18 protein-coding genes are annotated in these 26,734 nt (G+C 51.6%); 11 read left to right on the top strand and 7 right to left on the bottom strand.

Annotated features, from left to right (window positions below):
* Positions 1-206 precede the first annotated feature (206 nt).
* Positions 207-1,952 carry an alpha-glycosidase gene (locus tag AC0LWN_RS18405; protein WP_474667801.1) on the bottom strand — a complete coding sequence of 582 codons (1,746 nt, stop codon included), beginning with the start codon at positions 1,950-1,952 and terminating at the stop codon, positions 207-209.
* Between the two features lie 704 nt (positions 1,953-2,656).
* Here AC0LWN_RS18405 and AC0LWN_RS18400 point away from each other — a divergent pair.
* The 7 genes from AC0LWN_RS18400 (at position 2,657) to AC0LWN_RS18370 (ending at position 12,192) form a co-directional block, all read left to right on the top strand.
* Complete coding sequence (locus tag AC0LWN_RS18400) at positions 2,657-3,982, top strand: sugar ABC transporter substrate-binding protein (protein WP_474667799.1); 1,326 nt, start codon at positions 2,657-2,659, stop codon at positions 3,980-3,982.
* A gap of 110 nt (positions 3,983-4,092) precedes the next feature.
* Positions 4,093-5,406: a carbohydrate ABC transporter permease gene (locus AC0LWN_RS18395; RefSeq protein ID WP_474667797.1), complete on the top strand. Its 1,314-nt coding sequence runs from the start codon at positions 4,093-4,095 to the stop codon at positions 5,404-5,406.
* A complete protein-coding gene (locus AC0LWN_RS18390; protein ID WP_474667795.1) occupies positions 5,403-6,251 on the top strand; it encodes a sugar ABC transporter permease in 849 nt (282 codons plus the stop codon). Before AC0LWN_RS18395 ends, AC0LWN_RS18390 begins: the two co-directional genes overlap by 4 nt.
* 142 nt (positions 6,252-6,393) lie before the next feature.
* Positions 6,394-8,457, top strand: a complete 2,064-nt coding sequence (locus AC0LWN_RS18385) for a methyl-accepting chemotaxis protein (RefSeq protein ID WP_474667793.1) — start codon at positions 6,394-6,396, stop codon at positions 8,455-8,457.
* A gap of 188 nt (positions 8,458-8,645) precedes the next feature.
* Positions 8,646-9,587 carry a helix-turn-helix transcriptional regulator gene (locus AC0LWN_RS18380; RefSeq protein ID WP_474667907.1) on the top strand — a complete coding sequence of 314 codons (942 nt, stop codon included), beginning with the start codon at positions 8,646-8,648 and terminating at the stop codon, positions 9,585-9,587.
* A 108-nt stretch (positions 9,588-9,695) separates the two neighbouring features.
* The gene (melA, locus tag AC0LWN_RS18375; protein WP_474667791.1) at positions 9,696-11,201 is read left to right on the top strand and encodes an alpha-glucosidase/alpha-galactosidase; all 1,506 of its coding nucleotides are present in this window, start codon (positions 9,696-9,698) and stop codon (positions 11,199-11,201) included.
* A 94-nt stretch (positions 11,202-11,295) separates the two neighbouring features.
* On the top strand, positions 11,296-12,192 hold the full coding sequence (locus AC0LWN_RS18370) for a stalk domain-containing protein (protein WP_474667789.1): 897 nt from the start codon (positions 11,296-11,298) through the stop codon (positions 12,190-12,192).
* Between the two features lie 66 nt (positions 12,193-12,258).
* Here the strand turns inward: AC0LWN_RS18370 and yhbH are convergent, their stop codons facing one another.
* From yhbH to AC0LWN_RS18345, 5 genes are all read right to left on the bottom strand, one after another.
* Positions 12,259-13,419: a sporulation protein YhbH gene (gene yhbH, locus AC0LWN_RS18365; protein ID WP_458963411.1), complete on the bottom strand. Its 1,161-nt coding sequence runs from the start codon at positions 13,417-13,419 to the stop codon at positions 12,259-12,261.
* A 107-nt stretch (positions 13,420-13,526) separates the two neighbouring features.
* A complete protein-coding gene (locus tag AC0LWN_RS18360; protein WP_474667787.1) occupies positions 13,527-15,218 on the bottom strand; it encodes a hypothetical protein in 1,692 nt (563 codons plus the stop codon).
* Positions 15,215-21,928, bottom strand: a complete 6,714-nt coding sequence (locus AC0LWN_RS18355; RefSeq protein ID WP_474667905.1) for a DUF7507 domain-containing protein — start codon at positions 21,926-21,928, stop codon at positions 15,215-15,217. The genes AC0LWN_RS18360 and AC0LWN_RS18355 overlap by 4 nt, the downstream gene beginning before the upstream one ends.
* A 130-nt stretch (positions 21,929-22,058) precedes the next feature.
* On the bottom strand, positions 22,059-22,712 hold the full coding sequence (locus tag AC0LWN_RS18350; protein WP_474667785.1) for a class I SAM-dependent methyltransferase: 654 nt from the start codon (positions 22,710-22,712) through the stop codon (positions 22,059-22,061).
* Between the two features lie 215 nt (positions 22,713-22,927).
* Positions 22,928-23,293, bottom strand: a complete 366-nt coding sequence (locus tag AC0LWN_RS18345; RefSeq protein ID WP_458962862.1) for a hypothetical protein — start codon at positions 23,291-23,293, stop codon at positions 22,928-22,930.
* 173 nt (positions 23,294-23,466) lie between these two features.
* Here AC0LWN_RS18345 and AC0LWN_RS18340 point away from each other — a divergent pair, with 173 nt between their 5' ends.
* Positions 23,467-23,844: a DUF423 domain-containing protein gene (locus tag AC0LWN_RS18340; RefSeq protein ID WP_474667783.1), complete on the top strand. Its 378-nt coding sequence runs from the start codon at positions 23,467-23,469 to the stop codon at positions 23,842-23,844.
* A 91-nt stretch (positions 23,845-23,935) separates the two neighbouring features.
* Here AC0LWN_RS18340 and AC0LWN_RS18335 read toward each other — a convergent pair whose 3' ends face one another.
* On the bottom strand, positions 23,936-24,460 hold the full coding sequence (locus AC0LWN_RS18335; protein WP_474667781.1) for a hypothetical protein: 525 nt from the start codon (positions 24,458-24,460) through the stop codon (positions 23,936-23,938).
* 225 nt (positions 24,461-24,685) lie between these two features.
* Between AC0LWN_RS18335 and AC0LWN_RS18330 the strand changes: the two genes are divergently transcribed.
* From AC0LWN_RS18330 to sufC, 3 genes are all read left to right on the top strand, one after another.
* Entirely contained in the window at positions 24,686-24,988 is a 303-nt protein-coding gene (locus tag AC0LWN_RS18330; RefSeq protein ID WP_474667779.1) for a YunC family protein, read from the top strand.
* Between the two features lie 216 nt (positions 24,989-25,204).
* Entirely contained in the window at positions 25,205-25,666 is a 462-nt protein-coding gene (locus AC0LWN_RS18325) for a Dps family protein (protein WP_474667777.1), read from the top strand.
* A 280-nt stretch (positions 25,667-25,946) separates the two neighbouring features.
* Entirely contained in the window at positions 25,947-26,729 is a 783-nt protein-coding gene (gene sufC / locus AC0LWN_RS18320) for a Fe-S cluster assembly ATPase SufC (protein WP_458962867.1), read from the top strand.
* Positions 26,730-26,734 lie beyond the last annotated feature (5 nt).

Here is a 26,734-nt window from a genome sequence, read left to right as displayed (position 1 = left end):
ATTAGTGATACTTTTTCCCACTAAGCGCCCTCCAAAAGCCGGATATTTTGAATTAGTTGTCTTTTTTCCCACTAAGGGCCCTCCATGAGCCAGATGAGTTCGATTAGTGGTACCTATTCCACGAAGGGGCCCCCACATGCCGGATACTATGGATGAATGACGGTACTGTCGCCACATGAGCTGCCGTACCCTTAGTTCTCCTATCCTTACATCAGCGCTTTAAGCACTGCGTATCCGTAAGCAGGCAGCTTGAGCGACAGCTTGCCGCGCTCGGCGCGCAGCGAATCGCCGGTGAACAGGTTCTCCCAGTTGCGGTCCTCCACGTCGATGCGGAAGGTCTGGGCGGTTTCTTCTGTGTTGACCAGCACCACAATAATGTCATCGCCCAGTCGGCGCTCATAGGCCAGCTTGCTGCCCTGCGGTCCGGCTTCCAGGAAGGTGAAGGCGCCGGTGCGGAGCGCAGGATGATTGCCGCGGATCTCGATCAGCTTGCGGTAGTAGCTGAACAGTTCGCGGTCCTGCTTCTCGGGATTCCACTCCATGCATTTGCGGCAGCCCGGATCGCCTTCGCCGTCCATTCCGATCTCATCCCCGTAATAAATACAAGGCGTGCCCATGAAGGTGAACTGGAACAATGCAGCGAGCTTCATCTTGTTCTTGTCCCCTTCGGCTACGGTTAACAGTCGAGGAGTGTCATGGCTGTCCAGCAGGTTGAAGGCAACCTCACTGGCCTGCAGCGGGTAACGTGACAGCTGCTTGCCGATGGCGTTGGCGAAGCCTTCGGCATCAAGTAGGCCGTAAACGAAGAAATCGAGTACGGCATCGGTGAATGGATAGTTCATCACCGCGTCGAATTTATCGCCTTCCAGCCAAGGGGCTGATTCATGCCAGATTTCACCCAGGATGTAGGCCTCGGGATTCGCACGTTTTACAACTTTGCGGAAATCGCGCCAGAATTCATGATCCACCTCGTTCGCCACATCCAGCCGCCAGCCGTCAATGCCGACCTCAGTGATCCAATACTCGGCGACCTTAAGCAAGTATTCCTTCACCTTCGGATTCTCGGTATTCAGCTTCGGCATCAGCGGCTCGAAGGCAAAAGCATCGTAGGTTGGGATGCTGTCCACCACCTGCAGCGGAAACTCGCGGATATGGAACCAGTCCTTGTACTCAGACGCTTCGCCTTTCTCCAGCACATCCACAAACGGGGCGAAGGTGCGGCCGGAATGGTTGAATACAGCGTCCAGCAGCACGCGGATGCCGCGTTCGTGGCATGCGGCGACCAGCTTTTTCAGCGTCTGTACGTCACCAAAATGCGGATCAACCGTCATGTAGTCTTCCGTATCATATTTGTGGTTGGTCGTGGCGGTGAAGATCGGCGTGAAATAGATGCCGGTAATGCCAAGCTCGCTTAAATGATCCAGGTGGTCCATGACCCCTTGCAGGTCGCCGCCGAAGAAGTTCACCGGTGTAGGCGTATCGCCCCAAGGCTGTACATTTGCCGGATTCAGGATGGCGTCGCCATTCGCGAACCGTTCAGGGAAAATTTGATAAAAAACAGCGTCCTTCACCCAGGCTGGAGGAGTAAATACGTCCCCGCGGTTTATGTACGGAAATTCAAACAGCCGGTTCGGATTCGCCGGGCGCTCTGTCTGGAAATCACTTTCGGTCATCCAGATCCGTTCATGCCCTTTTTGCAGCAGAAAACCATATTTCAGCCGCCGATACAGAGGCACCGAGGAGCATTCCCAATAATCGAACATCGCGTCAGAGGTGAACAGCGTCATCGGAATCAGCTCTTTGGTGGCATCCCAGGCATATTTATCGCCGGCCCAGGCGAAGACCTCGGTCAAATCCCCTTTTTTGGCACGCAGGCGCAGATGAATCGTATCGTGATCATAGGCATAAGACCAGTTCAAACGCGGGCGGTGGTAGACAGCTTCCAGTAACATTGATGATTCCTCCTAAAAGTGGTGTTGTGAGCATAAGCAACCTGAACAACATCAAGCAAAACTGGCTTCGGAGGCCTTGCAGGGCGAATCCCTGAGCTGGATCAGCAGGCTCGTTCTGTGTCCATAACAAATAGGCACAACCGCCGCCGGGTAGCTTGTCCGAGGTTGTACCTTTTTTTGAAGTAACATTGCCTTTTAGTTGTTTGTTAATGAAGCAGGCAGGCCGCTTATAATGTTTTGGATTATAGCACGGAATAATTTAGCGTTCAATACTTTAGTTCAAACAATTGCACAAAATGTCGCATGACGGAAAACCGGTTTTCTCTTGAAAAAAAGAAGTGAAATGTTATGAAAATCAATCTTTTATGAAATAAAAAATACTAATAAATGGGAATAGGCGGATAAATCGGTTTAAATCAAAGAAAGTAAGAGATTTCCTGCGAAATAGGGAGATATTGGGTTGATATCTTTCGAAATTAGCGTAATTTGAGCGAATACACTATGTGCAAACGTTTTTACAATCCGTTTTACTGTTGTATTATGAATTTAGTAATGAAGCGCTTTCCAGAACTTGTTGAAGCGTATACAGGAAGGGTCATTCAGAAAAACATACATTTTTTTTGACTCCTCTGAAATCGTTTGCGCAACTCCTGGAACAGCCGCAGCAACAAAGCCAGATACAATAATTAGGAGGGGTTTATGCAATGAATTTGAAAAAGCTCATGGTTCTCACAGCAGCATTCTCCATGGTAGCATCCATTACGGCGTGCAGCTCGGGCAACAACAATGGAGGGAATACTGCGGCAACGAACGCTCCAAAGGATAATGCGGCAGCAACAAACGCACCAGCTGGTAATGCTACAGCAGCCGCTGAAATCACACCGGAAGACGGCGCTTCCCTGCTCGTATGGGAGAGTAAAGAGGAAAGACCCTTTGCTGAAGAAATCGCGAAACAATTCACAGCCAAATATAATGTCCCAGTGAAAATCGAAGAGGTTGCACCGCCGGATCAGGTAGGCAAGCTGACTCAGGATGGTCCTTCCGGCCTGGCAGCGGACGTAGTCCTGATTCCGCATGACAATCTCGGTAAAGCTGTAAGTGCGAGCTTGCTGCTGCCAAATGATGTCTTCGCTGAACAGACCAAAGCTGACAACACCGAAGCTTCCATTGTGGGCTCCTCCTTCGGCGGCGAGCTGTATGGCTACCCAAGAGCGGCAGAAACCTATGCGCTCTATTACAACAAATCCTTGGTTAAAGAAGCTCCAAAAACCTTCGATGACGTTCTTGCCTTCAGCAAAACGTTCACGGACAAAGCCAAGAACAAATATGGAATTATGTGGGAAGTCGGCAACATGTACTTTGGTTATCCCTTCATTGCCACTACGGGCGGTTACCTGTTCGGTAAAAACGGTACTGACAAAGACGACATTGGCCTGAACAACGAAGGTGCCATTGAAGGTCTGAAAACTTACGTCAAATTGAAAGAAGCACTGCCAATCAAGAGCGGTGATATCAGCGCCGACATTAAACGCAGCTTGTTCAGCTCCGGCGATGTTGCTATGGATATGACCGGTCCTTGGGAGCTTGCAGCCTATAAAGAAGCGCTCGGCGACAAACTGGGTGTTGCTCCGGTTCCTACGATCGACGGCAAAACCGCAATCACTTTCTCTGGTATCAAAATTTTCGGTGTAAATGCCTATACGCAATATCCGAATGCAGCTAAACTGTATGCTGAATTTGCTTCGACCAAAGATGCACAGCTTCTGCTCAATAAATTGATCGGCTCGATTCCAACCAACAACGAAGCGCTGAAGGACCCGCAGATTACTGGTGATCCGTATATCTCCGCTTTTGCAGAGCAGGCCAAGAACTCCCAGCCAATGCCGTCCATTCCTGAAATGGGCAACGTATGGAGCCCTGTAAATGCGGCGCTTCCGGAAATCTGGGATAACAATGCTGATCCTAAAGCGGCTATGGACAAAGCTGTACAGCAGATCAAAGACCTCAATAACGGTGCAACTGCTAAATAACAGTCATCTTCAAACAGCAAACCACTAGCACACAGTGGAGTCAACTCGCCCGCCGCCTCTAGCGGCGGGCGGTTGCCTGAATTCCACGCGGAGAGGAGAACGGAAGGGAAATGCAGCGACACCGCAATAGAGCCGCAATACTGTCGACTATTTTCATGGGATTGGGACAAATATATAACCGCCAATTCATCAAGGGACTTATTTTTATTGCCGTAGAGGCAATGGCTTTGGTCTATTTCGTTGCTAATTTGGGAAGGGCTTTTTGGGGCGTCACTACACTCGGGGACACTCCAAGCCATTTGGAAAAGGTAAAGGGAATCGCCAAAATGGTTCCCGGGGACCATTCCATCGTTATTTTGATTGAAAGCTTGATTACCCTGCTGTTCTTAGTGTTATTCCTGATTGCCTGGTATATGAATATTAGGGATGCTTATAAGACCGGAGAAGAACGCGAAGCCGGTCGTCCATCGAATACATTCAAACAATCTGTGCGCTACGTGTTGGATTACAAATTTGCCCAGAGCTTTTTGCTTCTGCCGGGGCTGGGCATTCTGTTCTTTACCATCATGCCGATTATTTTTATGATCATGCTGGCTTTTACAAACTACGCCGCACCGGATCATATCCCGCCGGCGAAGCTGGTGGATTGGGTCGGTTTTGAAACCTTCCGCAACCTGCTTGTCCTGAAATCCTGGAGCCATACCTTCTACGGGGTACTGACCTGGACGATCATCTGGGCGGTTCTGTCGACTGTAACGACTTACTTCGGCGGGATGCTCGTTGCTCTGCTGATCAACCAGAAGGGCATCCGCTTCAAGGGTCTGTGGAGACTGATTCTGATTGTGCCGTATGCCATCCCGCAGATGATTTCCCTGCTGATGATGCGCAATCTGTTCAACGGGCAGTTTGGTCCGATCAACCAGTATCTGGGCTACTTCGGACTGGGCGGTCTGCCGTGGCTGACCGATCCGTTCTGGGCCAAGGTAACGGTTATTGTCGTTAATATGTGGGTAGGGATTCCAGTCTCCATGCTGCTGATTATGGGTGTGCTGACTACGATCCCGCGTGATATGTACGAGGCGGCCGAAGTGGATGGGGCTACCAATTATCAGAAGTTCCGCATTATTACGCTGCCGATGGTGCTTTTCTCCACCGCGCCTACGCTGATTATGCAATTTGCCGGCAATATCAACAACTTTAATGCGATCTACCTGCTGACGGGGGGCAATCCGGTCAACGGAAATTATCAGTACGCCGGCTCAACGGACTTGCTGGTAACGTGGCTATACAAGCTGACGCTGGATCAGAACAAAAATAATATGGCTTCCGCGATAGGTATCATTCTCTTCATCATTGTAGCCGGGTTCTCCCTGTACAATTACCGCCGGACCAGATCATTCCAAGAGGAGGACATGATTCAATGATGATCGGACGCAAGTTTGCGAACTTTATTCGCTTAAGTCTCAGTTATATCGTTCTGGTTGCTCTGGCGATTGCTGCGATCTATCCGGCACTCTGGATACTTTTGGCATCCTTCCGGCCGGGTAAATCCTTGTACAGCAAAACGCTCATCCCTGAGCATTTCACCCTCGCCCACTACAAAGAGCTGTTTACTTCGCCAATCTATATGTTCGGAACATGGTATGGCAACACGCTCAAGATTGCAGTGTTCTCCATGCTGATCGGGGTAGTGCTGACGCTGCTGACCAGCTATGCCCTATCCAGATTCCGCTTCAAAAGCCGGAAAACAACGATGTCGACCCTGCTCATTCTCGGGATGTTCCCGGGATTTATGAGCATGATCGCAATCTATCTGCTGCTAAAAGAGTTCCACCTGCTGGATACGCATCTGGCGCTGATTATCGTCTATGCGGCAGGAGCGCCGCTCGGCGGTACGCTGATTGCCAAAGGGTTTCTCGATACAATCCCGCGTTCACTGGATGAAGCGGCCCGTATTGACGGAGCAAGCAATTTCGGGATTTTTGCCCGGATTATTCTTCCGCTCTCCCGTCCGATGATCACCTATATGGCGCTGACCCAATTTGTCGGCCCTTGGGTGGATTTCATCTTCGCCAAGCTGATTCTGCGGACGAAGGAGAATTGGACGGTCGCTGTCGGGATGTGGGATATGGTCAATACGATGCAGAACTCCAATTTCACGCTGTTCTCAGCGGGTGCCGTACTGATTTCTGTGCCGATTATGATTCTGTTTGGCTTCCTGCAGCGTCTGCTCGTTGATGGCTTAACCGCGGGCGCCAGCAAAGGATAATTCCGTTCCTGCATCAATGAAAAACAGGGTACAGCCTTTATGTGGTCTACTAAGGGCTGTACCTTTCTATTTCTAGCTGAAACGGTACCGTTCCTTTAAAGGACGGCTAAGCCGTTTCTGCTTTAGGTGAGGAGAGAGTGCAATGAAACGGCCGCTACATATAAGCTTTAGATCGGTAGGCGTCAAATTGTTCGTCATTTTATTCTGTACCACCGTACTGCTGTCCTCCGTCCTGGGCCTGACCTCATATTCTGTCGCCAAAGGAATCATCACGGATAAGGTTGCGGCGGCGTCTTCCCAGTCGATTGTACAGGCGGCGGACAAGCTGGATTTCCTCTTTGCAGAATATGAAGCACTCTCAAGGCAGTTCGCTGTGGATTCTGCATTAAAAGCGGATATGGAAACGGTAAACAGTTCAGGGACCGGGACAGTAGCAAAGGTGGAGGCTGAAGACCGGATTCGCCGCAAGCTGGATTCGGTCAAGGGCTCCGATGAGCGCCTGCTCGGCATCCGGCTGGTCTCGCGTAGCCTGGTGGATGCCGAGTCTTACAAATCGACAGGCATCAGCGCCGTCCGCAGCGATGAGGGAATCCTCGCGAGAGTGAAGCAGATTGATGCAGCCAAGGGAAAGCCCGTCTGGTTTCCGGTGCGGGCCAAAGGCTTCTTCGATGTGTATAACCAATCCTCAATGACGATGGGCCGGCTGCTGCGGAATATCGAACATCCCGAAGCGGAGTATTATATGCTGATTGAGATCAGAGGCAAGGCGCTCACAGATGTCCTGTCCAATCTGCATATCGGGCAATCCGGTGAAATTCGTATCCTCGATCCGGCGGGAAGTATTGTATATGGCTCAGACAACGCCCTGCTTGGACAAGCTTCGTACATAAAGCCTGCAGAAGACAAGTCCGCAGCAGAGCGGAAGCTTTCCTTTACCGCCGGGAACGAGCAGGGGACGCCGCAGCTTGTAGTCTATCAGCCTCTTGCTACGGCGAAATGGACGCTGATGGGGTATGCTCCGGTCAGCGATTTCACCAAATCTGCGGACAGGCTGCTGTACATTACTTTGCTGGTGGTGCTGGCGGCGGTTGTAATTGCTCTCTTGATCGGCTACATTCTGGTGCGTCTGATCGGCCGGCCGCTCGGCAAGCTCGTCCGGCTTATGGAAGAAGGCGAGCAAGGCAACCTTCAAGTGCGTACAAATTTCAAGGGGCAGGATGAGATTGGACGGCTCGGCCACAGCTTCAACAAAATGATGGAGCAGATTTCCCGGCTGGCCGGACAGAGCAGCCGCTCGGCGTCAGAGGTTCTAGGCACCTCGGCGCAATTGGTAAGCGCGTCCGGCGCGATTTCTGCCCATGCCAGAGAAGTGGCGGCGGCAACCGGCGAAATTGCCGGTGGAGCGGCTAGTCTGGCAGCAGAGGCCGAGAGCAGCAACCGCAGCGTGGAAATGATGAGCCTCCAGATTGGCGAAGTGGCGGAGATCAATACAGTGATGAACACCTCGGCAGAACAGGTGATTGCCGTCAGCGACCAGGGGGCAGAAATGATGAAGACACTGGTTGCCCAGAGCGAATCCACGGTGAAGATGATGGATTTGATCCAGGAGAATTCGGTAAGGCTCAGAGAAAGCACCCAACTGATCCGCAGCATTCTCGCGCCGATGATCGCCGTCAATAAGCAGACGAATATTCTGGCCCTTAATGCTTCGATAGAAGCGGTCAGAGCCGGGGCTGCCGGGAGAGGTTTTATTGTTATCGCCGACGAAATCCGCGGGCTGGCGAATGAGTCCAATGAGTCCATTGCCTCGGTATCGCGGATTACGGAAGAGATCAGCAGCCATATCGAAAAAACGGTTCAGGCCGTAGGCGAGACAGCTCCGCTGTTCCGTGAACAGATTTCCTCCGTCCGGGAATCTTCAATTATATTTGAGAACGTCCGGGCGGAAATGGAGCATTTCATCGGCTATCTGAAGCAGTCGCTGGCTTCCATTACGGAGCTGACGGAGTGCCAGCAGCTGCTCGGGGAATCCATGTCCAGTGTCCAGGCGGTTGTGCAGCAGACGAGCGCTTCCACGCAGGAAGTGGCCTCGATGTCCTCGCAGCAGTTCATTGTGAGCGAGGAGCTGGTGGCCTTGTCCGGCAAGCTGGAGGCGCTGGCCGAGGAGCTGAAGCAGTCGATGGTTTCTTTTCATGGGGAAACATAGGTGAAATATAGGTAAACTTGCCCCTGTACTGCCGTGTATCTACGGCAGGGCGGGGGTTTTTTGGCGTGGCTGCTTCTTCGTTTCCATGGCCGCTGCTTGTCCCGGAAAGGCTCAAGGGATACACTTGTCGTATACAGAATGAACATGAATGTCTTGCTGACAGAGAGGAGGGGACTTCCTTGCCGGAAATGAACGGAAGTCTGTTCCAGCAGGCTTTGCTGGACGGAGAGTATGGTCCGCATTTTTTTGCTTACTATTATAAGCAGTGGAATCCATATACGATGGCCTACCATCAGCATAACTCAACGGAGATTATGTACCTGATCTCAGGGAGCTGTGTGGTCGATGTACGGCAGGGTGCGGATGCGGAGGAGCGCTTCCGCCTGAAGCGGGGAGAGCTGATTATGCTTGATGCCAATGTCCCGCACCGGCTGATTGTGGAGGAGGGAGCATCCTGCCGGATGCTGAATGTCGAATTTGGCTTCACGGCGTACACGGGCGCGGGCCCCTCCATCGGCAGACTGGCCTGCGAAGAGGGAGATCTGGAGGCGCTGCTGCGGGAACCCTTTTCCAGTCTAGTGTTATCGGATCCGGAAGAGGTATTCCATGTGCTGAAGTCACTGGTGCTGGAGCTGGACCGGCATGGCATAGATGGAGACGGACAAGCCGGCGGACATGGCGGAATGATGATCCCGCTGCTGTTCTCCGAGCTGCTGCTGCGCCTTTCCAGGCTGCGGCGCGAACAACTGCAGGCAAGCCAGCAGCCGTCTCAGCTCTATGTGCGGCGGGCGATTGAGTTCCTGCACCAGAACTATGACCGCGGCATTCAGGTCAAGGAGGTTGCTGCCGAGGTGAACCTCCACCCCGGCTATCTGCACCGGATCTTCCGGGCGCATACCGGACGGACGCTGACCGATTATTTGAACATGCTGCGGATGGAGAAGGCCCGGATGCTGCTTGGGCAAAGTGAGATTCCCGTGGCGGAAATCGCCGATTATGTCGGCATCAGCAGCCGGCAGTATTTTCACCTCCTGTTCAAGAAGTATGCCCGCTGCACTCCGGTGGAGTACCGGAATTCACTGGAGCGCTTTTCTTGGACAGATAATCAGCCGGAACTCGAAGAAAGGTGAGGATTGTTGACAGCTTGCCGCTGAATTGGTCATGATATTGGCTACGCTTACTTCAGCCTCCTTGCTACAATGGACAGGAACAATTCATTCATTGGGAGGCTGAGGACAATGTCTTTTAAAGTAGCTTTTATCGGGGCGGGCAGTATTGGATTTACCAGGGGTTTGCTGCGCGATCTCTTGACTGTACCGGAATTCAAGGAAATCGAAGTCTCGTTCATGGATATTAATTCCCATAACCTGCAGATGGTCACCGAGCTGTGCCAGCGTGATATCAAAGAGAATGGCCTGAAGATTGAGATTCAGCCGACAACGGACCGCAGAGCAGCACTTAAGGATGCTAAGTACGTATTTTGCACTATTCGTATGGGCGGGCTGGAGGCGTTTGCGACCGATGTGGACATTCCGCTGAAGTATGGTGTGGACCAGTGTGTGGGTGATACCTTATGCGCTGGCGGCATCATGTACGGGCAGCGCGGGATTGCGGAGATGATGGAGATTTGCCGGGATATCCGCGAGGTAGCTGCACCGGATGTGCTGCTGCTCAATTACTCGAATCCGATGGCGATGCTCACCTGGGCCTGCAACAAATACGGCGGCGTGCGGACGATTGGCTTATGCCACGGGGTACAGCATGGGCATCAGCAGATTGCCGAGGTCTACGGGCTGGAGAAATCCGAGGTGGATATTATTTGCGCCGGGATCAATCACCAGACCTGGTATATTTCCGCGAAGCATAACGGCAAGGATCTGACGGCCGGCCTGCTTGAAGCCTTCGAGAAGCACCCGGAATTCAGCCGGACAGAAAAGGTGCGGATTGATATGCTGCGCCGTTTCGGCTATTACAGCACTGAGTCGAACGGCCATCTCAGCGAGTATGTGCCGTGGTACCGCAAGCGCAGCGCCGAGATTATGGACTGGATTGACCTGGGATGCTGGATCAATGGCGAAACGGGCGGCTACTTGCGGATCTGCACGGAGGGCCGCAACTGGTTCGAGACGGATTTTCCCAATTGGATGAAGGACCCTGCGCTGGAATATACATCTGAGAACCGGGGAGAGGAGCATGGCTCCTACATTATTGAAGGTCTGGAGACCGGCCGGGTGTACAGAGGGCATTTCAATGTAGTCAACAATGGTGTTATCGCCAATCTGCCCGATGATGCCGTCATTGAAGCGCCGGGTTATATCGATCATAACGGCATCTCGATGCCGCTCGTCGGTGAACTGCCGCTTGGCCCCGCTGCCGTGTGCAATGTCAGCATCTCGGTTCAGCGCCTGGCTGTTGAGGCTGCGGTGCATGGCGACGACAAGCTGCTGCGTCAGGCCTTTATGATGGACCCGCTCGTCGGAGCTGTCTGCAATCCGAAGGAAATCTGGCAGATGGTCGATGAGATGCTAGTAGCCGGAGAGCAGTGGCTGCCGCAATATGGCGCAGCGATTGCTGAAGCCAAGACGCGTCTTGCTTCCGGTAACCTTGTGCCGACACAGGCTGGTAATGCCGGGGCAGCGCGGCTGAAGGTGAAGACAGTGGACGAGATGATGCTGGACCGTGAAGCGGCCAACAAGAACGCTGGTGAATCCGACAAGGGCAAGGACCGAGAGAAGGTTAATTAGGACTTCAAAGGAATTACATAGAAGTTGCCGATAAAGTAGAAAGGGTGATTTTAATTATAATGGGGGTATAAGGTAATTAATGAAGAAATTAAATATGAATAAGATTGCAGTGTTCTTTCTGACCTTCGTTCTGACAGTTATGTCTTTGGGTCCAGCAGCAGCCTCCGCAGCGGCATCCAACGTGAAGACGATCCGTGTCTTCGTCCAGAGCGAGGAAATCCATCCGAAGGCTGCTCCTATCGTACAAGGGGGCAGAGTGTACATCGAGTTCCGCAGTGTTGTGCTGGCTTTAGGATTCAAGTTCAACTACGATGCGGCCAAAAAGGTGATTACAGCAGATTCGGGGGATACTTCCTACAAGATTGATCTTAAATCGGGGAAGACCTTTCTTAACGGCCGTGAATTTACCTACAGTAAAGATGCTCCAATGATACTGGGTTCCGGAGCCAATGTACTGGTTATGAATCATTTGTTCAATGCTACCTCCAATATCAGAATGAATTATGATGCCGTTCATAAAAATATTGATGTCTACCAGATTGAAGCAGAGTCTCCCGATTATCTCTCCCCTGCCAATAAGGGAGCGGCTGTTCCGGATGCCGACAAGGCAGCCATTTATACATTGCTTGATAAATATATACAAGCAATGAACGATGAGGATGCACTGGCGCTGATGGCGGTGGATCGCTCTCCTGAAGCACATTATACCAATCAGAATCTGAGCAAAGATCAGGTCAAGCGGCTGCTGGAATACAACTTTCTCAAACACGAGCTGGAGTATACCAAGAAGCAGGCGACCATTGTCTCATATGGACCGAATAAGGCCACACTCTATTTTGTTTATACTGTCCGTGACAAGGATGATAAAAGTTCTGTGATAGAACTATTTTATTATCTTAAATCGGTTGTTAAGGCCTCCAATGGCAAATGGTATTTGGATAACAAGGGGGATACTGTGCTGCATGGTGAGCTTTTATTAAGTGACGAATAACTGTCATATTGTTCAAAAGGATATCGGCAGCAAAAGACCTCCACCTTTCCGGGTAGAGGTCTTTTCTTACTGCACAGTGTGCTTTTTGCCAAAAAAGGTCTTCAGCGCCTGATAGACTTCCTTCTTATCCTTGATCACATAATGCATGAACTGCTCCTGCTTGAGGTGGCGGTAGGCGGACATCAAGGTGCTGCTGCGGTTGTATTGATTGACTTCGCCATAGCCGAACATGTTGCTCCGCTTCAGCAGCTCGCCGATCAGCTTCACACAGCGCTCATTGTCTGAGGTAAGATTGTCGCCATCGGAGAAATGGAACGGATAAATGTTGTATTTGGATGGCGGGTAACGGCTGTCGATAATCTCCAGCGCCTTCTGGTAGGCGGAGGAGCAGATGGTTCCCCCGCTCTCGCCGCGGGTGAAGAAATCATGCTCGCTGACCTCCTTCGCCTCCGTATGGTGAGCCAGAAATACAATCTCCACCTTCTCGTACTGGCGGCGCAGAAAGCGGGTCATCCAGAAGAAGAAGCTGCGGGCGCAATATTTTTCAAAAGTGCCCATAGAGCCTGAGGTGTCCATCATCGCAATAATGACCGCATTGGAATGAGGTACGGTGATATCATCCCAGGTTTTGTAGCGCAGATCGTCCGGGCTGATGTGGTGGATGCCGGGGTTGCCATTGCTGGCGTTCCGCCGAAGGTTCTCAAGCAGGGTCCGCTTCTTGTCGATGTTGGACATCATGCCTTTCTTGCGGATATCGTTGAAGACGATGGACTTGACCTCGATTTCTTCTTGTGTTCTGGGGACCAGATGCGGCAGCTCCATATCCTCGAACAAAATATCCTCCAGATCTTCCAGATCCACCTCCGCTTCTATTGTATCCTGGCCCGGCTGATCACCGGCTTTGTCACCTTTGCCCGGCTGGGCAGACTGGGAATCCCGGCCGAGCACATCTCCGACCTGGCTGTCGCCGTCCCCTTGGCCGACATGCTTTTGCTTGCGGAAGTTGTAGATAATCCGGTACTCATCCAGACTGCGGATCGGCACCTTCACGATTTGCTTGCCGTCAGACATAATAATGTTCTCTTCGGTTACGAGGTCGGGCAGATTATCCTTAATGGCGTCTCTGACTTTTTGCTGGTGACGCTCCTGATCCTGATGGCCTTTGCGGTGAAGGGACCAGTCTTCTTTGGATACGACAAATGCATAATGATCTGATGATTGCGGCAGGATGACCACCTCCCAAGGAATATAAATCGGTACAGGCACAAGCGGCAACTGAAGCGGCAGGTTGTAACTAAAGTATATTCATGGGGATGGGGGATATGTGAACTGACTTATTCACTGATTTCTTCGATGATGAGTTTATAGCTGTTCGAACGGACCTCGCCGGAGTATCTGCGCCCGTCAATGGTGTAGAGATATAACGCGGTTGAGAAACCCTGGAGGACAAGGCCCATAAAGGCCGGGTTGATCCTGACGGAGTAGCTGAGCTTCACGGTTTGGCCTGGCTGCAGTTCTCCGAGGGGCACTGTGCCGTTGTATGGAGTACCAGGTGACGGGAGCGTGCTGATCGTAACCATGTCCGGCTCCAGGATGCATCCTTGAGGAAGGATCTGAATTATAGTTACATCGGCGGGATAATTTCCGCTGTTGGCAACAACGATGCCGAACCTGGCGATGTCGCTGTGCTCGATGATTGAAGGCTCGCCCGCCATTTCAACAGAAATGACCGGGGAGAGCAGTAAAGTGGTTGCAGCGTTGGAGCGCGCAGTCTCTCTTACATTCCGTCCGTCGGGAAGGGCGAATGTATATTGTACGTTTCCCTGATTTTGAATGGCTGGGGTCTGGGCGATGCCTATAGCGGCAGGGATGGCGACCAGAACATTCACTATGGCCGTAGAGCCGGCAGTTAAAGTACCGAGCTGAATCCCTTCTCCGGGACGGATGTCCTTCCGGGGAGTTCCATTCACATTAACGCTGTCCCAGACAAATAGCGTGCCTGCTGGAATGACATTGGTGAGTACCGCTGTTACGGCCAAATTCCCTCTGTTTCGGATGGTGAACTCATAGCGAAGTTTATCGCCTGGAGCTGCACTGTACAGATCGACCTTTAGACTAACGGAAATACCTGATTGAACAACGGATAATGCGATACTATTGCTCTTGCTTGTTTCCGTAGAGCCTTCGGCTCCATAGGTGACAAGTGCATGGGTGACCAGCGCCGGGTCCATTGTGAAAGGCAGCGATGCAATCCGCACGCTGAAGGAAATGTCGGCAGCCGCACCTGCATTCAAGGCTCCAAGCTGTATTCCCTGCTCAGGATCTGCGTCCGGCAAATAAATGCCGCCGGCGATGACGCTGCCAGGAATGAAGATGGCTCCGTCCGGTACTGGAATGGCTGCGAGAATGCCAGTGAGATGGCGGGTTCCCTCATTCCTCAACTGCAGGGTATAGGTTACAGCATCGCCAACAAAAGTAGTAAGCGTGCTTGCCGACAGCAGCAAAGAGAGCTGATAAGGGATCAGGGAGACCCGTACATTGTTGGAGGAAATCTCGCCCTGCCCCTCCCTCCCTTCGGGAGTGGCAAATGAATAAGTTGCTCTGGCCTTGTTGCTTAGCTCCAGCGAAGGAGGCAATGAGATGACGATAACCTGAAAGACAATACGAACCTCGGTCTGTGGAAATATAGTTCCCAGCGGAATGCCGAAAGACGGCGATGCCCCGGGCAGGGGCACTCCGTCTCTCAGTACGCTGTTGGAAATAAAGACTACTCCGGCTGGAAGGGCATCTGTAAGGGTAGCCAGTGCAGCTACATTGCCGTCATTTCTGGTGACGAGGGTGTAGATCAGCGTCTCCCCCAGGGAGACGCTTGATTTATCCGCGCTTTTTAACAAGGAAAGAACAGGGCCAACAACCATGGTATTGACGGTGTTGGAATAAGATATCGCATCCGCCCCTGCAGCCGAGTTGAACAGGACAATGGATTGATTGCTGACTACAGGTTGGAGGTATGGGTCTGTGCTCATGACGCAACGACCTTTACCTTGAAGATTACTGTTGAGAAAGCGCCAGCCGCGATCGTCCCGATAACAATGCCTGAGCCCGGGTTCGCATCAGGACGGGCAGCCGTATCTACTACCACACTTCCTGTGACAAACTGGCTGCCGGCCGGAATAGGGTCAACCAGCACTACATGGTTGACGGACTCAATTCCGTTATTGGTAACCACAATGGTATACGTTATAACATCTCCGACTACTGCATCAATAGCAGAAGTGCTCTTGACTGCAGTTACGTCTGGAGAGGATACCGGAATAACCAGAACGTTCGAAAGCGAAGAGCCTGAGAGCAGACGGCCGTCCGGCGGAGTGAAGGTAAAGCTGGAAGAAGCCTGGTTGACAAGCTGCTGTGTTGGAGGTAAAGAAGCCACAGTAATCTGAAGACTGATGGATACAATTACGGTTGCTCCTGGTGCCACCGCGCCAATATTGATTCCGCTTGTCGGGTCGGCTCCCGGCAGGGCTGAACCGTTCACGAGTATACTGTTTGGAACAAACACAGCACCTGCTGGTATGGAATCTGTAATCGTGACATTTGCTGCCAGATTACCGGTGTTGGTGACATTCAGGAAGTAAGTGACTGTATCTCCGACTGTTGCGCTAACAGTATTCGCGCTTTTCACAATGTTAATGAACGGCTGATATACCGGGGTAATGAATGTATTGGAGTAAGTGACCCCTGAGAAAGCGCCAGAGGTGAAGTTTACAGAAGCCTGGTTGCTCAGCGTGGTCGAAGCAGGCAGCGCATTAACCAGAATCTTGAATAGGATAACCATCGAATCGCCCGGTGCAATTGTACCCAGAGCAATACCGTTAGCTGGATTGGCTGCGGGAAGCGGAGTGCTGCCAACAACCACGCTGCCTGCGACAAAGGAGGCTCCGCCCGGAAGGGGGTCGCTGAGAACGACGTTATTAATGGCCTCTATGCCGTTGTTAGAAACGGTAAGTCTGTAAGTGATGGTATCCCCGATAACGGCATCGGCAGCCGTGGAGCTTTTAATCACCTGGACATTAGGCGAGGATACGGAGATCAGATTGACATTAGAAACAATGTGTTGATTAAAGGTCCGGTTATCTGGAAGGACATACGAGTAGGAAATCGTAGCCTGGTTGCTTAACTGCTGACTAACCGGCAGTGTAACGATCACGACTGAGAAAACTACAGTCAGACTTGCCCCGGCTGCGATGGAGCCAAGTGTGATTCCGGTAGCCGGATTGGCGCCAGGGGAGGGGAACCCATTAATCTGCACACTGTTTGGAATCAGGGTAGTCCCCGCTGGAATGGTATCGGTTAAAGTTGCCGCAGCTGCATAATTGCCGGTATTGCTGACATTCACAGTATAGGTAATCGTATCCCCTACTGTTGCATTTACGGAGCTTGAGCTTTTGACTGCACTAACAACCGGCTGGTAGACCGGTGTTGTTACTGTATTGGAGAAGGCTACACTTGAGAGCGCGCCTGAGGTGAAGCTGACTGAGGATTGATTGCTTAGCAGCCCGTTTGCTGGAAGTGAGGTTACAGTTACACTGAAAGTTACCGTTACTGAAGCGGCTGTTGCAATGCTGCCTATGGTGACTCCGGTTGCCGGTGAGGCGCTTGGACGTGTAATGTCATCCACCTTCACGCTGCCGGGAACAAAAGCCGTACCAGCAGGCAGCGCATCTGTAAATACAACGTTGTTGACGGCAGAAATACCGTTATTGGTCAGAGTTACAGAATAGATGATTGTGTCATTCAGAGTGGTTGCTGTTGTTTCAGTGGATTTGAGGACGGCGAGATTGGGATTTGAGACTGGGATCGTAACAGTGTTGGAAATAACCGAACCGCCGAGTGTCCGTTCGTCCGGCAAAGTGAAGCTGTAAGCCACAGTTCCTTTGTTGACGAGCAGCTGCGGCGAGGGCAGCGAGGTAATGACTACTGAGAAAGCAACCGCTACGGTTGCCCCCGGAGCAATAGTTCCTGCTGCGATTCCGGTTGAAGGATCGGCCTGGGACAGCGGCAGCCCATTAATCAGCACACTGTTGACCACGAATGTGGTACCGGCCGGAATATCATCTGTTACCGTTAGACTAGCTGCATAGTTGCCAGTGTTGCGGACGGTCAGTGTGTACGTTACGGTGTCGCCGACAGTGGCATTCGCTGTACTGGCGCTCTTGGCCGCTGTGATCACAGGCTGAAGATAAGGAATGCTAACCGGATTGGAGAAGGTTGAGCCTGAAAAAGCAACGCCGGATGTATACGTAACTGTTGCCTGATTGTTGATTGAAGCGCTGGCAGGAGCAGAGGTGACCTTTACTTTGTAAGTAACTGTGGCAGCGGTGCCGACTGCCAGCGTTCCAATAGATACTCCGGTAGTCGGGTTGGCGCTTGGAAAAGAAGTATCGTTCACTGTTACACTGCCAGTTACAAAGGTTGTTCCGGGTGGAGTTGGATCACTGAGCAGCACGCTGTTCACAGGCTCCAGGCCAGCATTGGTGATGCTTACGGAATAAGTAATCGTATCCCCTAGAGCCGCCGCTGTGGATAGGGTGCTCTTCACTACGGTAACATCGGGTGCTGAGACCGTTATCGTTACAATATTTGATACCGCTGTGCCGGACAGCAGACGACCGTCAGGAGGAGTAAAAGTGTAGGTAGTGGCAGCCTGGTTAACAAGCTGTTGCGGGGAAGGAAGTGAGACAATAATGACGGTGAAGCTTACGGTAACGTTGGCTCCGGGAGCGACGGTACCTACTGCGATCCCGGTAGCCGGTGCTGCTCCCGGCTGTGGAAAGTTGCCGACGATTACACTGTTAGGATCAAATACAGTGCCTGCCGGGATGTTGTCCGTCAGCATGACATCTGCGGCCAGGTTCCCGGTATTGCTGACTACAATCGTGTAGACAACAGTATCGCCGACCGATTTGTTGAGATTGTCGGAGCTTTTCACCAAGGAGATTTGCGGCTGGGTTACCGGTGTGGTCGTGGTGTTGGAAGATGATGAGCCCGAGAAAACACCGGAGGTAAAGCTGACAGTTGACTGGTTGTTAATCTGTGAAGGAATCGGCATGGTTATTCTCACCTCGAATGTTACGGCAACTGAGGCCCCTGGGCCCATATTGCCGATTGGAATGCCGGCAGACGGAACTGATAGCGGCTGGGGGATGCCGCCCACAATTACGGTTCCGGGAATGAAAGCCGCATTCTCAGGCAGAGGATCACTGAGAATGACATGGCTGACAGCAGCAATGCTGTTGTTGGTGAGCACGGAGGTGAATGTAAGAATGTCGCCGGGAACGGCGTCGATTGCATTCACGCTTTTTACGATGCTGACATTGGGAGCGGAGACAGGGACAGCCAGCATGTTCGATACAGCATTTCCTCCGAGCTGACGGCCGTCCGGCAACGTGTAGCTATAATCGGCAGCGGCTGTATTCAGAAGCTGCTGGCCGGGAGGCAGCCCTGTAACGGTGACGAGAAAAGAAACGGCAGCACTGCCGCCAGGTGCGAGCGGACCGACCGGAATACCGGTTAGAGGGCTGTACCCCGGCAGCGGCGTGCCGCCGATGCTCACACTGTTGGTTTCAAAAGCTGCCTGTGGCGGCAGGGTGTCGGTGAGATTCAGGCTGGCGGCGATATTGCCGGTGTTACTGACAAGGACCGTGTAGGACAAAGAACTGCCCACGGAGGCCTGCGCGGCATTTGCGCTTTTGACCAGACTGATTACCGGTGTGAAGATCGGGGTAGTCACTGTGTTCGACAAAGCTGTTCCATTGAAAGCTCCTGCTGAAAAAGAAGCGCTGGCCCTGTTACTGAACACGGCCGGACTCGGCAAGAAAGCGGCATTCACTTGGAAAGCAACGGTAACTGTAGCTCCTGGCGCAATGGTTCCAAGTGCGATACCCGCGCCCGGATTGGCTGAGGAGAAAGTGGACCCGTTCACGGTTACACTTCCGGCTACGAATACCCCTCCTGCAGGAATGGGATCGGACAGGACTACATTGCCCACAGCTACACCACTGGGATTCGAGACCGCTGCTGTATAGGTAATATTTTCTCCCACAGCGACGTCTGCCAGATTGGCGCTTTTGAGAATTGTGATTCCCGGAGCAGACACCGGAAGGCTGACTGTATTGGACAGACTGCCCCCTGAGAAGGAACGGCCGCTAGGCAATTGGTAGGTGTAGCTGCTGCTTGCCTGATTGTTCAAAACGGCAGGGGAGGGCAGCGACTGAACAGCGACCAGGAAAGTGACAGGAACTGTTGCTCCGGGAGCCACAGCCCCCAGCGATATTCCGCTTAACGGCGAATCCGCAGGACGGACGACGCCATTTACCGTTACGCTCCCGGCCACAAAAGATGAGCCAGCCGGAATGCTGTCGCTTAGAATAACCGTGGAGGCCAGATTTCCCGAATTTTGCACTTGCAGTGTATACAGTACATTTGCTCCTACAGTAGCGCTGGCTGTATTTGCACTCTTCACAATGCCAATTACCGGTTGATATACAGGTGTAGCAGTGGTATTGGATTGCGTTATTGCAGTAAAGGCTCCCGAACTGTAAGAGGCTGATGAGCGGTTGCTGAGCTGTGCCGGTGAGGGGACGGAAGTCACAGTTACCTGAAAAATGACCGTTACACTGGCTCCAGCCGCAATAGTCCCTACGGTGATCCCCGTGCCTGGATCGGCAGTGGCCCGAGTTGATCCGCCAACTGTGACGCTTCCTGCCAGAAAGGTGCTCCCGGCGGGAATAGGATCGGACAACACTACATTCGTAACTGCGGCAATTCCGTTATTGCTAATGACAGAGGTATAGAGCAAAATATCGCCTACGGCAACGTCAGGCAGACTTGCGCTTTTGACTACGGCTACGTTCGGCAGCGTCACAGGAATTGTAAGGGTGTTGGAGGCGGCAGATCCTGCTACCGTACGGCCATCAGGGACCAGAAAAGTATAGGCTGCAGTTGCCTGATCGACGAGCTGAGGCGGTGAAGGCAGACTGCCCACCAACACGCGGAATTGGACGGTAGAGCTTGCTCCTGCGGCAATTGTTCCTATGGCTATGCCTGTGGCCGGGTTGCCGGCTACCGGAGTTCCATTGACCGTAAAGCTGCCGGCAACATAGGAGCTTCCGCCCGGAATGTTATCTGTTATCGTGGTGGCCGCGGCGATGTTGCCGGTATTGGCAATTTGCAGTGTATAGGTAATTTGATCGCCGACGGTTGCGTTGGTGGTGTTTGCGCTTTTGACAATCCCGAGAATAGGTGAATAGACAGGCAAAGATTTTGTATTGGAAGGGATGACCCCGGTCACAATCGTTCCGCCAGCTACACTTTGAAACGAAAATGCAACAACCGCTGTATTGGCGACAATCTGCGCGCCGGGCAATAAGGTGACCTTGGCTTGATATGTAACAGTTACTGATGTCCCAAATGCTAAAGTTCCCAAGGGAATGCCGGCAGTTATATCGTAGGAAGCTTTGGATACACCGGCTACGACGACGCTGCCGGCTACAAAGGTTAAGCCTGACGGCAGGACATCTGACAGGACGGCGCTGGTTGCGCTGGCAGTGCCCGTATTGCTGGTGATTACCGTATAAGTCACGGTATCGCCGACGATTGTTCCGGTTACATTTGAGTTTTTGGTTAAAGTAATTTTGGGAGCATTGATATCAATCTGAAGTGCATTTCCATTGACGACGTAAGCATCGCCCGATGTGGTTAAGGTTAACAGCGCTGAAGACTGGTTGTTCACAAGCCTTGCTGAAACATCGACATTGGTGATATCCCAGCCTTGACGTCCGCCAGTGATGTTCGTGCCGGGGCTGCCGTTGGTCTGGTTGCGTGTTCCAAAGGTCCCGGTGGTGTTCAGCGCTCCGGCGTCATTATTAATTTGTGAAGCGAAAAAATTGGTGGAAAAATTGTTGGGACCCGACAGTGCCGCCTGCGTGGCAGAGGTAGGTCCAAAAAGCGCCTGGTCTCCTGAACGGTTGGCATCGCCTTCCTGGGCGCTGAACAGAATACGTCCGCCCAATGCACCGGATACCGGAGTAGCGAATCCGGTGATCGTGGTGACAACCGGATCAGAGCTGGCCTGCACCAGCACAGCACCTGCCCGCAGCGACATGTTGCGGAAGGGGAGCGACGGATTCTGATAGATTACCCCGAGCGTCCAGCCGGCATGGTTGGCGGTGGAATCGTTACTGATGACAATGGTGCCGACTACGCCTCCGGTCGTATACGTCCCTGCTCCGCCTGCCTGAATAATGCTGGTTACGTTCGCTGAACGGACATAAGCGGAAGCTCCGTTTCCGAGGTCTACCGTATTGCTGGTAGCCGCATCCGGTGTGATGCTGAAGCTGGTTCCCGCAGGATTGATAAAAGTTACAGGATTATTGATCGCCGAAGTGAGATTAACCGAACCGTTGATATAAGAGCCGCCCCAGATCAGTTCAGCATAGAGCACTGTGCTTCCGGAGGGAATCGTCAGGATGGCCGCAGAGCTATTGCTTTGATACAGGCTTGTGGTGCCGGCGGGGTACGTCCCGTATACGGATGCTGTGTTGACTGTCGTGAACCCCCCGATACTGTCCAGCGTGCCCGGAACACCGGCTGTGTCAGAGCGGCTCAGTCCCAGCGTATTGCCTGTGAACGTGATGGCTCCGGTCGCATTGATCGTAGCCCGAACGACAAGAGGAATGATTTTCACCTCCTTGCACAGAAGCTGTATAGATCACGTAAAAAAACAGACCGTCTTAAGCATCGGGACGGTGTGAATTTCTGTACTATATTAGCCTATGTTCAGTTCGGCTGGAAATGTTTGACCAAGGTTAGTTTATCCGAGGGAAATTATGTCTGTTCTGCGGCTGATGTCTTCGCTCCAGAATTACCCGCGGCTCGGGGTAACGGTTTCTGCTCATGGCTTCAAGCTCTTCAAGGGTGATCTTGCGCTTGACTACAGCCAAATGGTACATAATCTCATGAACCACATTGGCTTGAAGGGTCTTTAGAACCTCCAGCTCCTCGGCTTCGTACAGAGTATCGTCAAAAGGATATTGATAGAACAGCTCCATCCGCAGCAGCCGGAAATCAAAGGGCGGCGCCGGCACCGGATAATCGGCAATTTCCGGGGAGCACAGCCCGAAGGAGGGCTGGGAAAAGCAGCTTGTGAAGTACCGGGGAGTATATTCGTCAAATTTCTGCTTGAACAGAGGATTGGAGGCATGAGGGAAACTGTGGGCATAGGGGGCCAGGATACAAACGACAGCCTTATGGCTGCTGATCCGGTGGATCTCCGCCATTACCGCAAACAAATCGGTTACATACGGCAGTACACGGCTGGCCATGACGAATTCGGCAGTATTGTCCGGCAGCGGAATTCCTTCATTGATATCGCAGACGATGTCCACTCCAGGGCAGTCCGTACGGTCAATTCCCAGATATCCTGACTCTTTGGCTGACCCGCAGCCGATATCTATTTTCAAAGGGAACCACTCCTTCAAGGGATGTTGTAAATTATGGACTCTCCACCATTGTATTAATGCCAGGGCTCTATGCTTCGGGCAGGTGCCTATTCGCCAGGCAAATGGGAATCGCAGCAGCGATATTAGGAAAATACAAAGAACCGCTCCCGAATGTTACCGGAAACGGTCCTTGTGCTGCACCAGCAATGATGTCCACGGGGTTATGGTGTTATGCGTTATGCGGAGCCTGCATTTACCAGAACGGTTGCAATCATCAGCATGAACAGCAGGAGGATGACACCATTAATAATGGTGCCGATGATTGCGAATACCTTGCGGCGGCTGCGCAGGCTGAGTCCAATAATGCCGATGACGCCCCCGATTACGTTAACCGCTGCAAGGATTAGCACGGACAATCCAAGGTACATAATCGTCTTTGCGGAATCGGAGACGAACTGGTTGTTCTCATTCAGAATTGAAGAAGCCTGAACGCCTACAGATACAAAGGTGATAATGTAACCGATAATTGTAACCAGGGCAATCACGAATGAAGCAATGCCGGGTCCCGAATGTTTGAGATCATATTTGTTTGGTTCTTCCATTGGCGGCACTCCCTACTAGATTAGATGAATAATTTTACATTATCCACTTTTCCATAAGACAGAGGCAAATGCAAGCGTTTGTTTGCAAAAAGTTCCATAGCGCCCTGCGCTGGAAATAAGCGGTGCCCGTAAGTTAAGATAAGGGAAATCCAATACTAAGGAGCTGTATATCCATGCAACGAAGATTTATAGCCTGGGGAGCCTTGCTGGCCATGCTGTCTGTGGCGATAGGCGCGTTCGGAGCGCATATGCTCAAGCCGGTGATTAGTGAGGATTATCTTCAGGTGTACGAGACCGGTGTGCACTACCATATGATTCATGCACTAGGCCTGATTCTTATTGGCCTCGTTGCCGGACAATGGGGCGAAAGCCCCCGGCTGCTCTGGGCGGGGCGGCTGCTTGGTCTGGGAATCATTTTGTTCTCCGGCAGCCTGTATATACTGAGTATCACGGGTATCAAGGTGCTCGGAGCGATCACCCCCCTTGGCGGTGTGTGCTTTATTGCCGGCTGGCTTTGCCTGGCTTTCGAAGCCTTTTCCCGTAAAAATTGAAGACTGGCATGTTCGCTAAATAAGACAAGCACCTCCCAAGGAAAAAGGTCCTGGGCAGGTGCTTGTCTGCTTGTGTATTCTAGCTGTGATTTTACAGAAATTCATCAATTTCATTGAGCTTAAAGGTGTACACGTGCTTCTCGTCTACATGGTAGACGCTTATTGAATTGGCCGCTTCATCAAAGTTCAGGATCCGGCAGGGCATGGATACCTGCTTGCCTTGGCGGTTCGTCCGGAGCCGGACCAGTTGATTGTTCTGGATGTATGATCTGATTTTTCCGTACACATCCGCAGGTGATTCTCCTGGGGTGCCTGTAGGGGGGCTTTTGGGTGCAGGCAGTTCTGTCTGCTTGTCCGCCTGCTTCACTGGCAATTTAAGTGGAATTTGAGTTGCAGGAGCCGACTCATGATTCAGAGCAAGCTTTGCAGAACGGAGAAGGGTGTCAATCGTTCTTCCGAGCTCAAGTCCTGAGTTAATGTTGAAATCGGTAATTTTGTCGCTGCTGTTCAACATTTCAAGAAGATATTGCAGTGCAAGCGGGTTAGTACGGGCATTAATCAAGATGTCGACGTTAAATAAATAATTGCCGTCCGTGTGTTGTAGTTTCTTGTCCATAGATCCCCCAGCTTTGTCGTTAGACACAATTCAAAACAAATTATTAAAGTATATAAACTATACCATTAATTAACCAATAAGCATATACCTCGACGCTTGAAAAAAGGGACTTTGGGCCCTTCATTTTATTTGGGAAAAAGGCCCATCCTTCACACCCTGACCGGGGCTGAAGCATACAAATAAATCGTGCAGGGAGCGGAATGAGAAAATAGGAGGTACTGCAAAATGGTTACAATTGAACCTGTTACTGTAGGCGATCATAAATTCGTTGGCGTCGAAGTGAAACTTCCCAAAACAACGCTGCTGTCTATCAGCACAAGCCGGGGCTATATCATGTGCGGGGCGCTTGATGTGGGCCTGCTTAATCAGAAGCTTAGCGACCGGCAGATTATTGCCGCCCGTGCGGTTGGTGTGCGCACCTTGCCAGAGCTGCTTGCCGCCCCGCTGGAGTCTGTTACCCATGAAGCGGAGAAGCTTGGGATTGTACCGGGAATGACCGGGGCTGAGGCCCTGCTCCTTATGGTGTAGGGAGAGCTCTTGCATTTGTTCAGATGAAAGTAAAAAGGGGCCATTCTGGGCCTCTTTTTAGCATAAGGAATTCTGACTTGGATCATCCTATGTAAATAGCGCCTGCATAAGGACATTTGTTTCGTCTTGTATGCAAAAGGGTAATTTGAATATAGACAACTGCTGCCGAACCATGACTAGCAGCCGGCTAAATTATGGATAAGGAAGGGATCATTTATGTCTAAAACAACTAAAAAAGCTAGTGCCACTTCACTGGAACAAGTCCTTAACCGTGAGGTTGCAAATTTGAATGTGCTGTACGTTAAGCTTCATAATTTTCACTGGTATGTGAAAGGGGAGCAATTTTTCACCCTGCATGTGAAATTTGAAGAGCTGTATGATGATGTTACACTCAAAATGGACGAGGTGGCTGAACGCCTGCTGAGCATCAAAGGCAGCCCCGCGGCTACGCTGAAAGAATATTTAGAGCTCGCCTCCATTCAGGAAGCTACCGGTAAAGAGGACGCCCGCGGGATGGTCCAGTCGCTGATCGAAGACTTCGCTACCATAGCTGAAGAGCTTACAGAAGGCATTGAACTGGCAGAGCAGGCCAGCGATCACCCAACGGCCGATCTGTTCATCAAAATCCGCAGCGATCTGGAGAAAAGCCAGTGGATGCTGCGTACATTCCTTGGCTGATGGTACTTTAGCGACAGTTGCAAATGCGAATAGCAGATGAGCCTCCCGCGCGGAGGCTTTATTTTTGTTTGGCCTCTGAAATAGACAGGGGAATGAAAAGAGATGTTTGTAAAAAAATATTCTTTGTAATAAAATTAGTGAGAATCATTGATAATCATTATGATTCAATTTATAATTATTTTAATGTGATATAAAATCTAATTGTGCTGGCAATCAGGGATTTCCTGTTACAATACGACTTTCTGATTTCGCAAATTGATGAGTGGAGGGAATATTAATTATGGCAGCAGAATTTGTCATTGAAGGACTGAAGGCGTCGATTGAAGGAAAGGAAATTTTGAAGGGGATTAACCTTCAGATGAAAGGCGGCGAAATTCACGCCATCATGGGACCGAACGGTACTGGTAAAAGTACACTGGCTTCGGCTCTGATGGGCCACCCGAAGTACGAGGTTACGGAAGGTACTGCCGTGCTGGAAGGCGAAGACCTGCTGGAAATGGCGGTGGATGAACGGGCGCGCGCCGGTTTGTTCCTGGCTATGCAGTATCCGAGCGAAATCAGCGGTGTTACGAACTCCGACTTCCTGCGCAGCGCGATTAATGCCCGCCGTGAAGAGGGAAATGAAATCTCCTTGATCCGCTTCATCCGCCTGATGGAAGCCAAGATGAAGGAACTGGATATGAACCCTGAGTTCCTGCACCGCTATTTGAATGAAGGCTTCTCCGGCGGTGAGAAGAAACGTAACGAAATTCTCCAAATGATGATGCTGGACCCCAAAATCGTCATCCTCGACGAAATTGACTCCGGCCTTGATATTGACGCGCTCAAGATTGTCGCCGAAGGCGTCAACTCCATGCGCAGTCCGGAACGCGGCTTCCTGGTAATTACACACTACCAGCGTTTGCTTAACTACATCAAACCTGATTTCGTTCATGTGATGATGCAGGGCCGGATCGTGAAATCCGGTGGCCCTGAACTCGCAGAGCGCTTGGAAGCAGAAGGCTATGAATGGGTGAAGGAAGAGCTTGGCATTGAAGACGAGACGGTAGGACAAGAAGCTTAAGAGAC

This window comes from Paenibacillus sp. sgz302115 (assembly GCF_056120445.1).
This window is presented reverse-complemented; position numbering and strand designations above follow the sequence as displayed.

Coding starts and splice junctions, on each gene's coding strand:
- sufC (WP_458962867.1), top strand. CDS start 25,947: ATGGCAGCAGAATTTGTCATTGAAGGACTGAAGGCGTCGATTGAAGGA.
- AC0LWN_RS18360 (WP_474667787.1), bottom strand. CDS start 15,218: ATGAGCACAGACCCATACCTCCAACCTGTAGTCAGCAATCAATCCATT.
- AC0LWN_RS18370 (WP_474667789.1), top strand. CDS start 11,296: ATGAATAAGATTGCAGTGTTCTTTCTGACCTTCGTTCTGACAGTTATG.
- AC0LWN_RS18330 (WP_474667779.1), top strand. CDS start 24,686: ATGGTTACAATTGAACCTGTTACTGTAGGCGATCATAAATTCGTTGGC.
- melA (WP_474667791.1), top strand. CDS start 9,696: ATGTCTTTTAAAGTAGCTTTTATCGGGGCGGGCAGTATTGGATTTACC.
- AC0LWN_RS18385 (WP_474667793.1), top strand. CDS start 6,394: ATGAAACGGCCGCTACATATAAGCTTTAGATCGGTAGGCGTCAAATTG.
- AC0LWN_RS18325 (WP_474667777.1), top strand. CDS start 25,205: ATGTCTAAAACAACTAAAAAAGCTAGTGCCACTTCACTGGAACAAGTC.
- AC0LWN_RS18390 (WP_474667795.1), top strand. CDS start 5,403: ATGATGATCGGACGCAAGTTTGCGAACTTTATTCGCTTAAGTCTCAGT.
- AC0LWN_RS18335 (WP_474667781.1), bottom strand. CDS start 24,460: ATGGACAAGAAACTACAACACACGGACGGCAATTATTTATTTAACGTC.
- AC0LWN_RS18340 (WP_474667783.1), top strand. CDS start 23,467: ATGCAACGAAGATTTATAGCCTGGGGAGCCTTGCTGGCCATGCTGTCT.
- AC0LWN_RS18395 (WP_474667797.1), top strand. CDS start 4,093: ATGCAGCGACACCGCAATAGAGCCGCAATACTGTCGACTATTTTCATG.
- AC0LWN_RS18400 (WP_474667799.1), top strand. CDS start 2,657: ATGAATTTGAAAAAGCTCATGGTTCTCACAGCAGCATTCTCCATGGTA.
- AC0LWN_RS18380 (WP_474667907.1), top strand. CDS start 8,646: ATGAACGGAAGTCTGTTCCAGCAGGCTTTGCTGGACGGAGAGTATGGT.
- AC0LWN_RS18345 (WP_458962862.1), bottom strand. CDS start 23,293: ATGGAAGAACCAAACAAATATGATCTCAAACATTCGGGACCCGGCATT.
- AC0LWN_RS18405 (WP_474667801.1), bottom strand. CDS start 1,952: ATGTTACTGGAAGCTGTCTACCACCGCCCGCGTTTGAACTGGTCTTAT.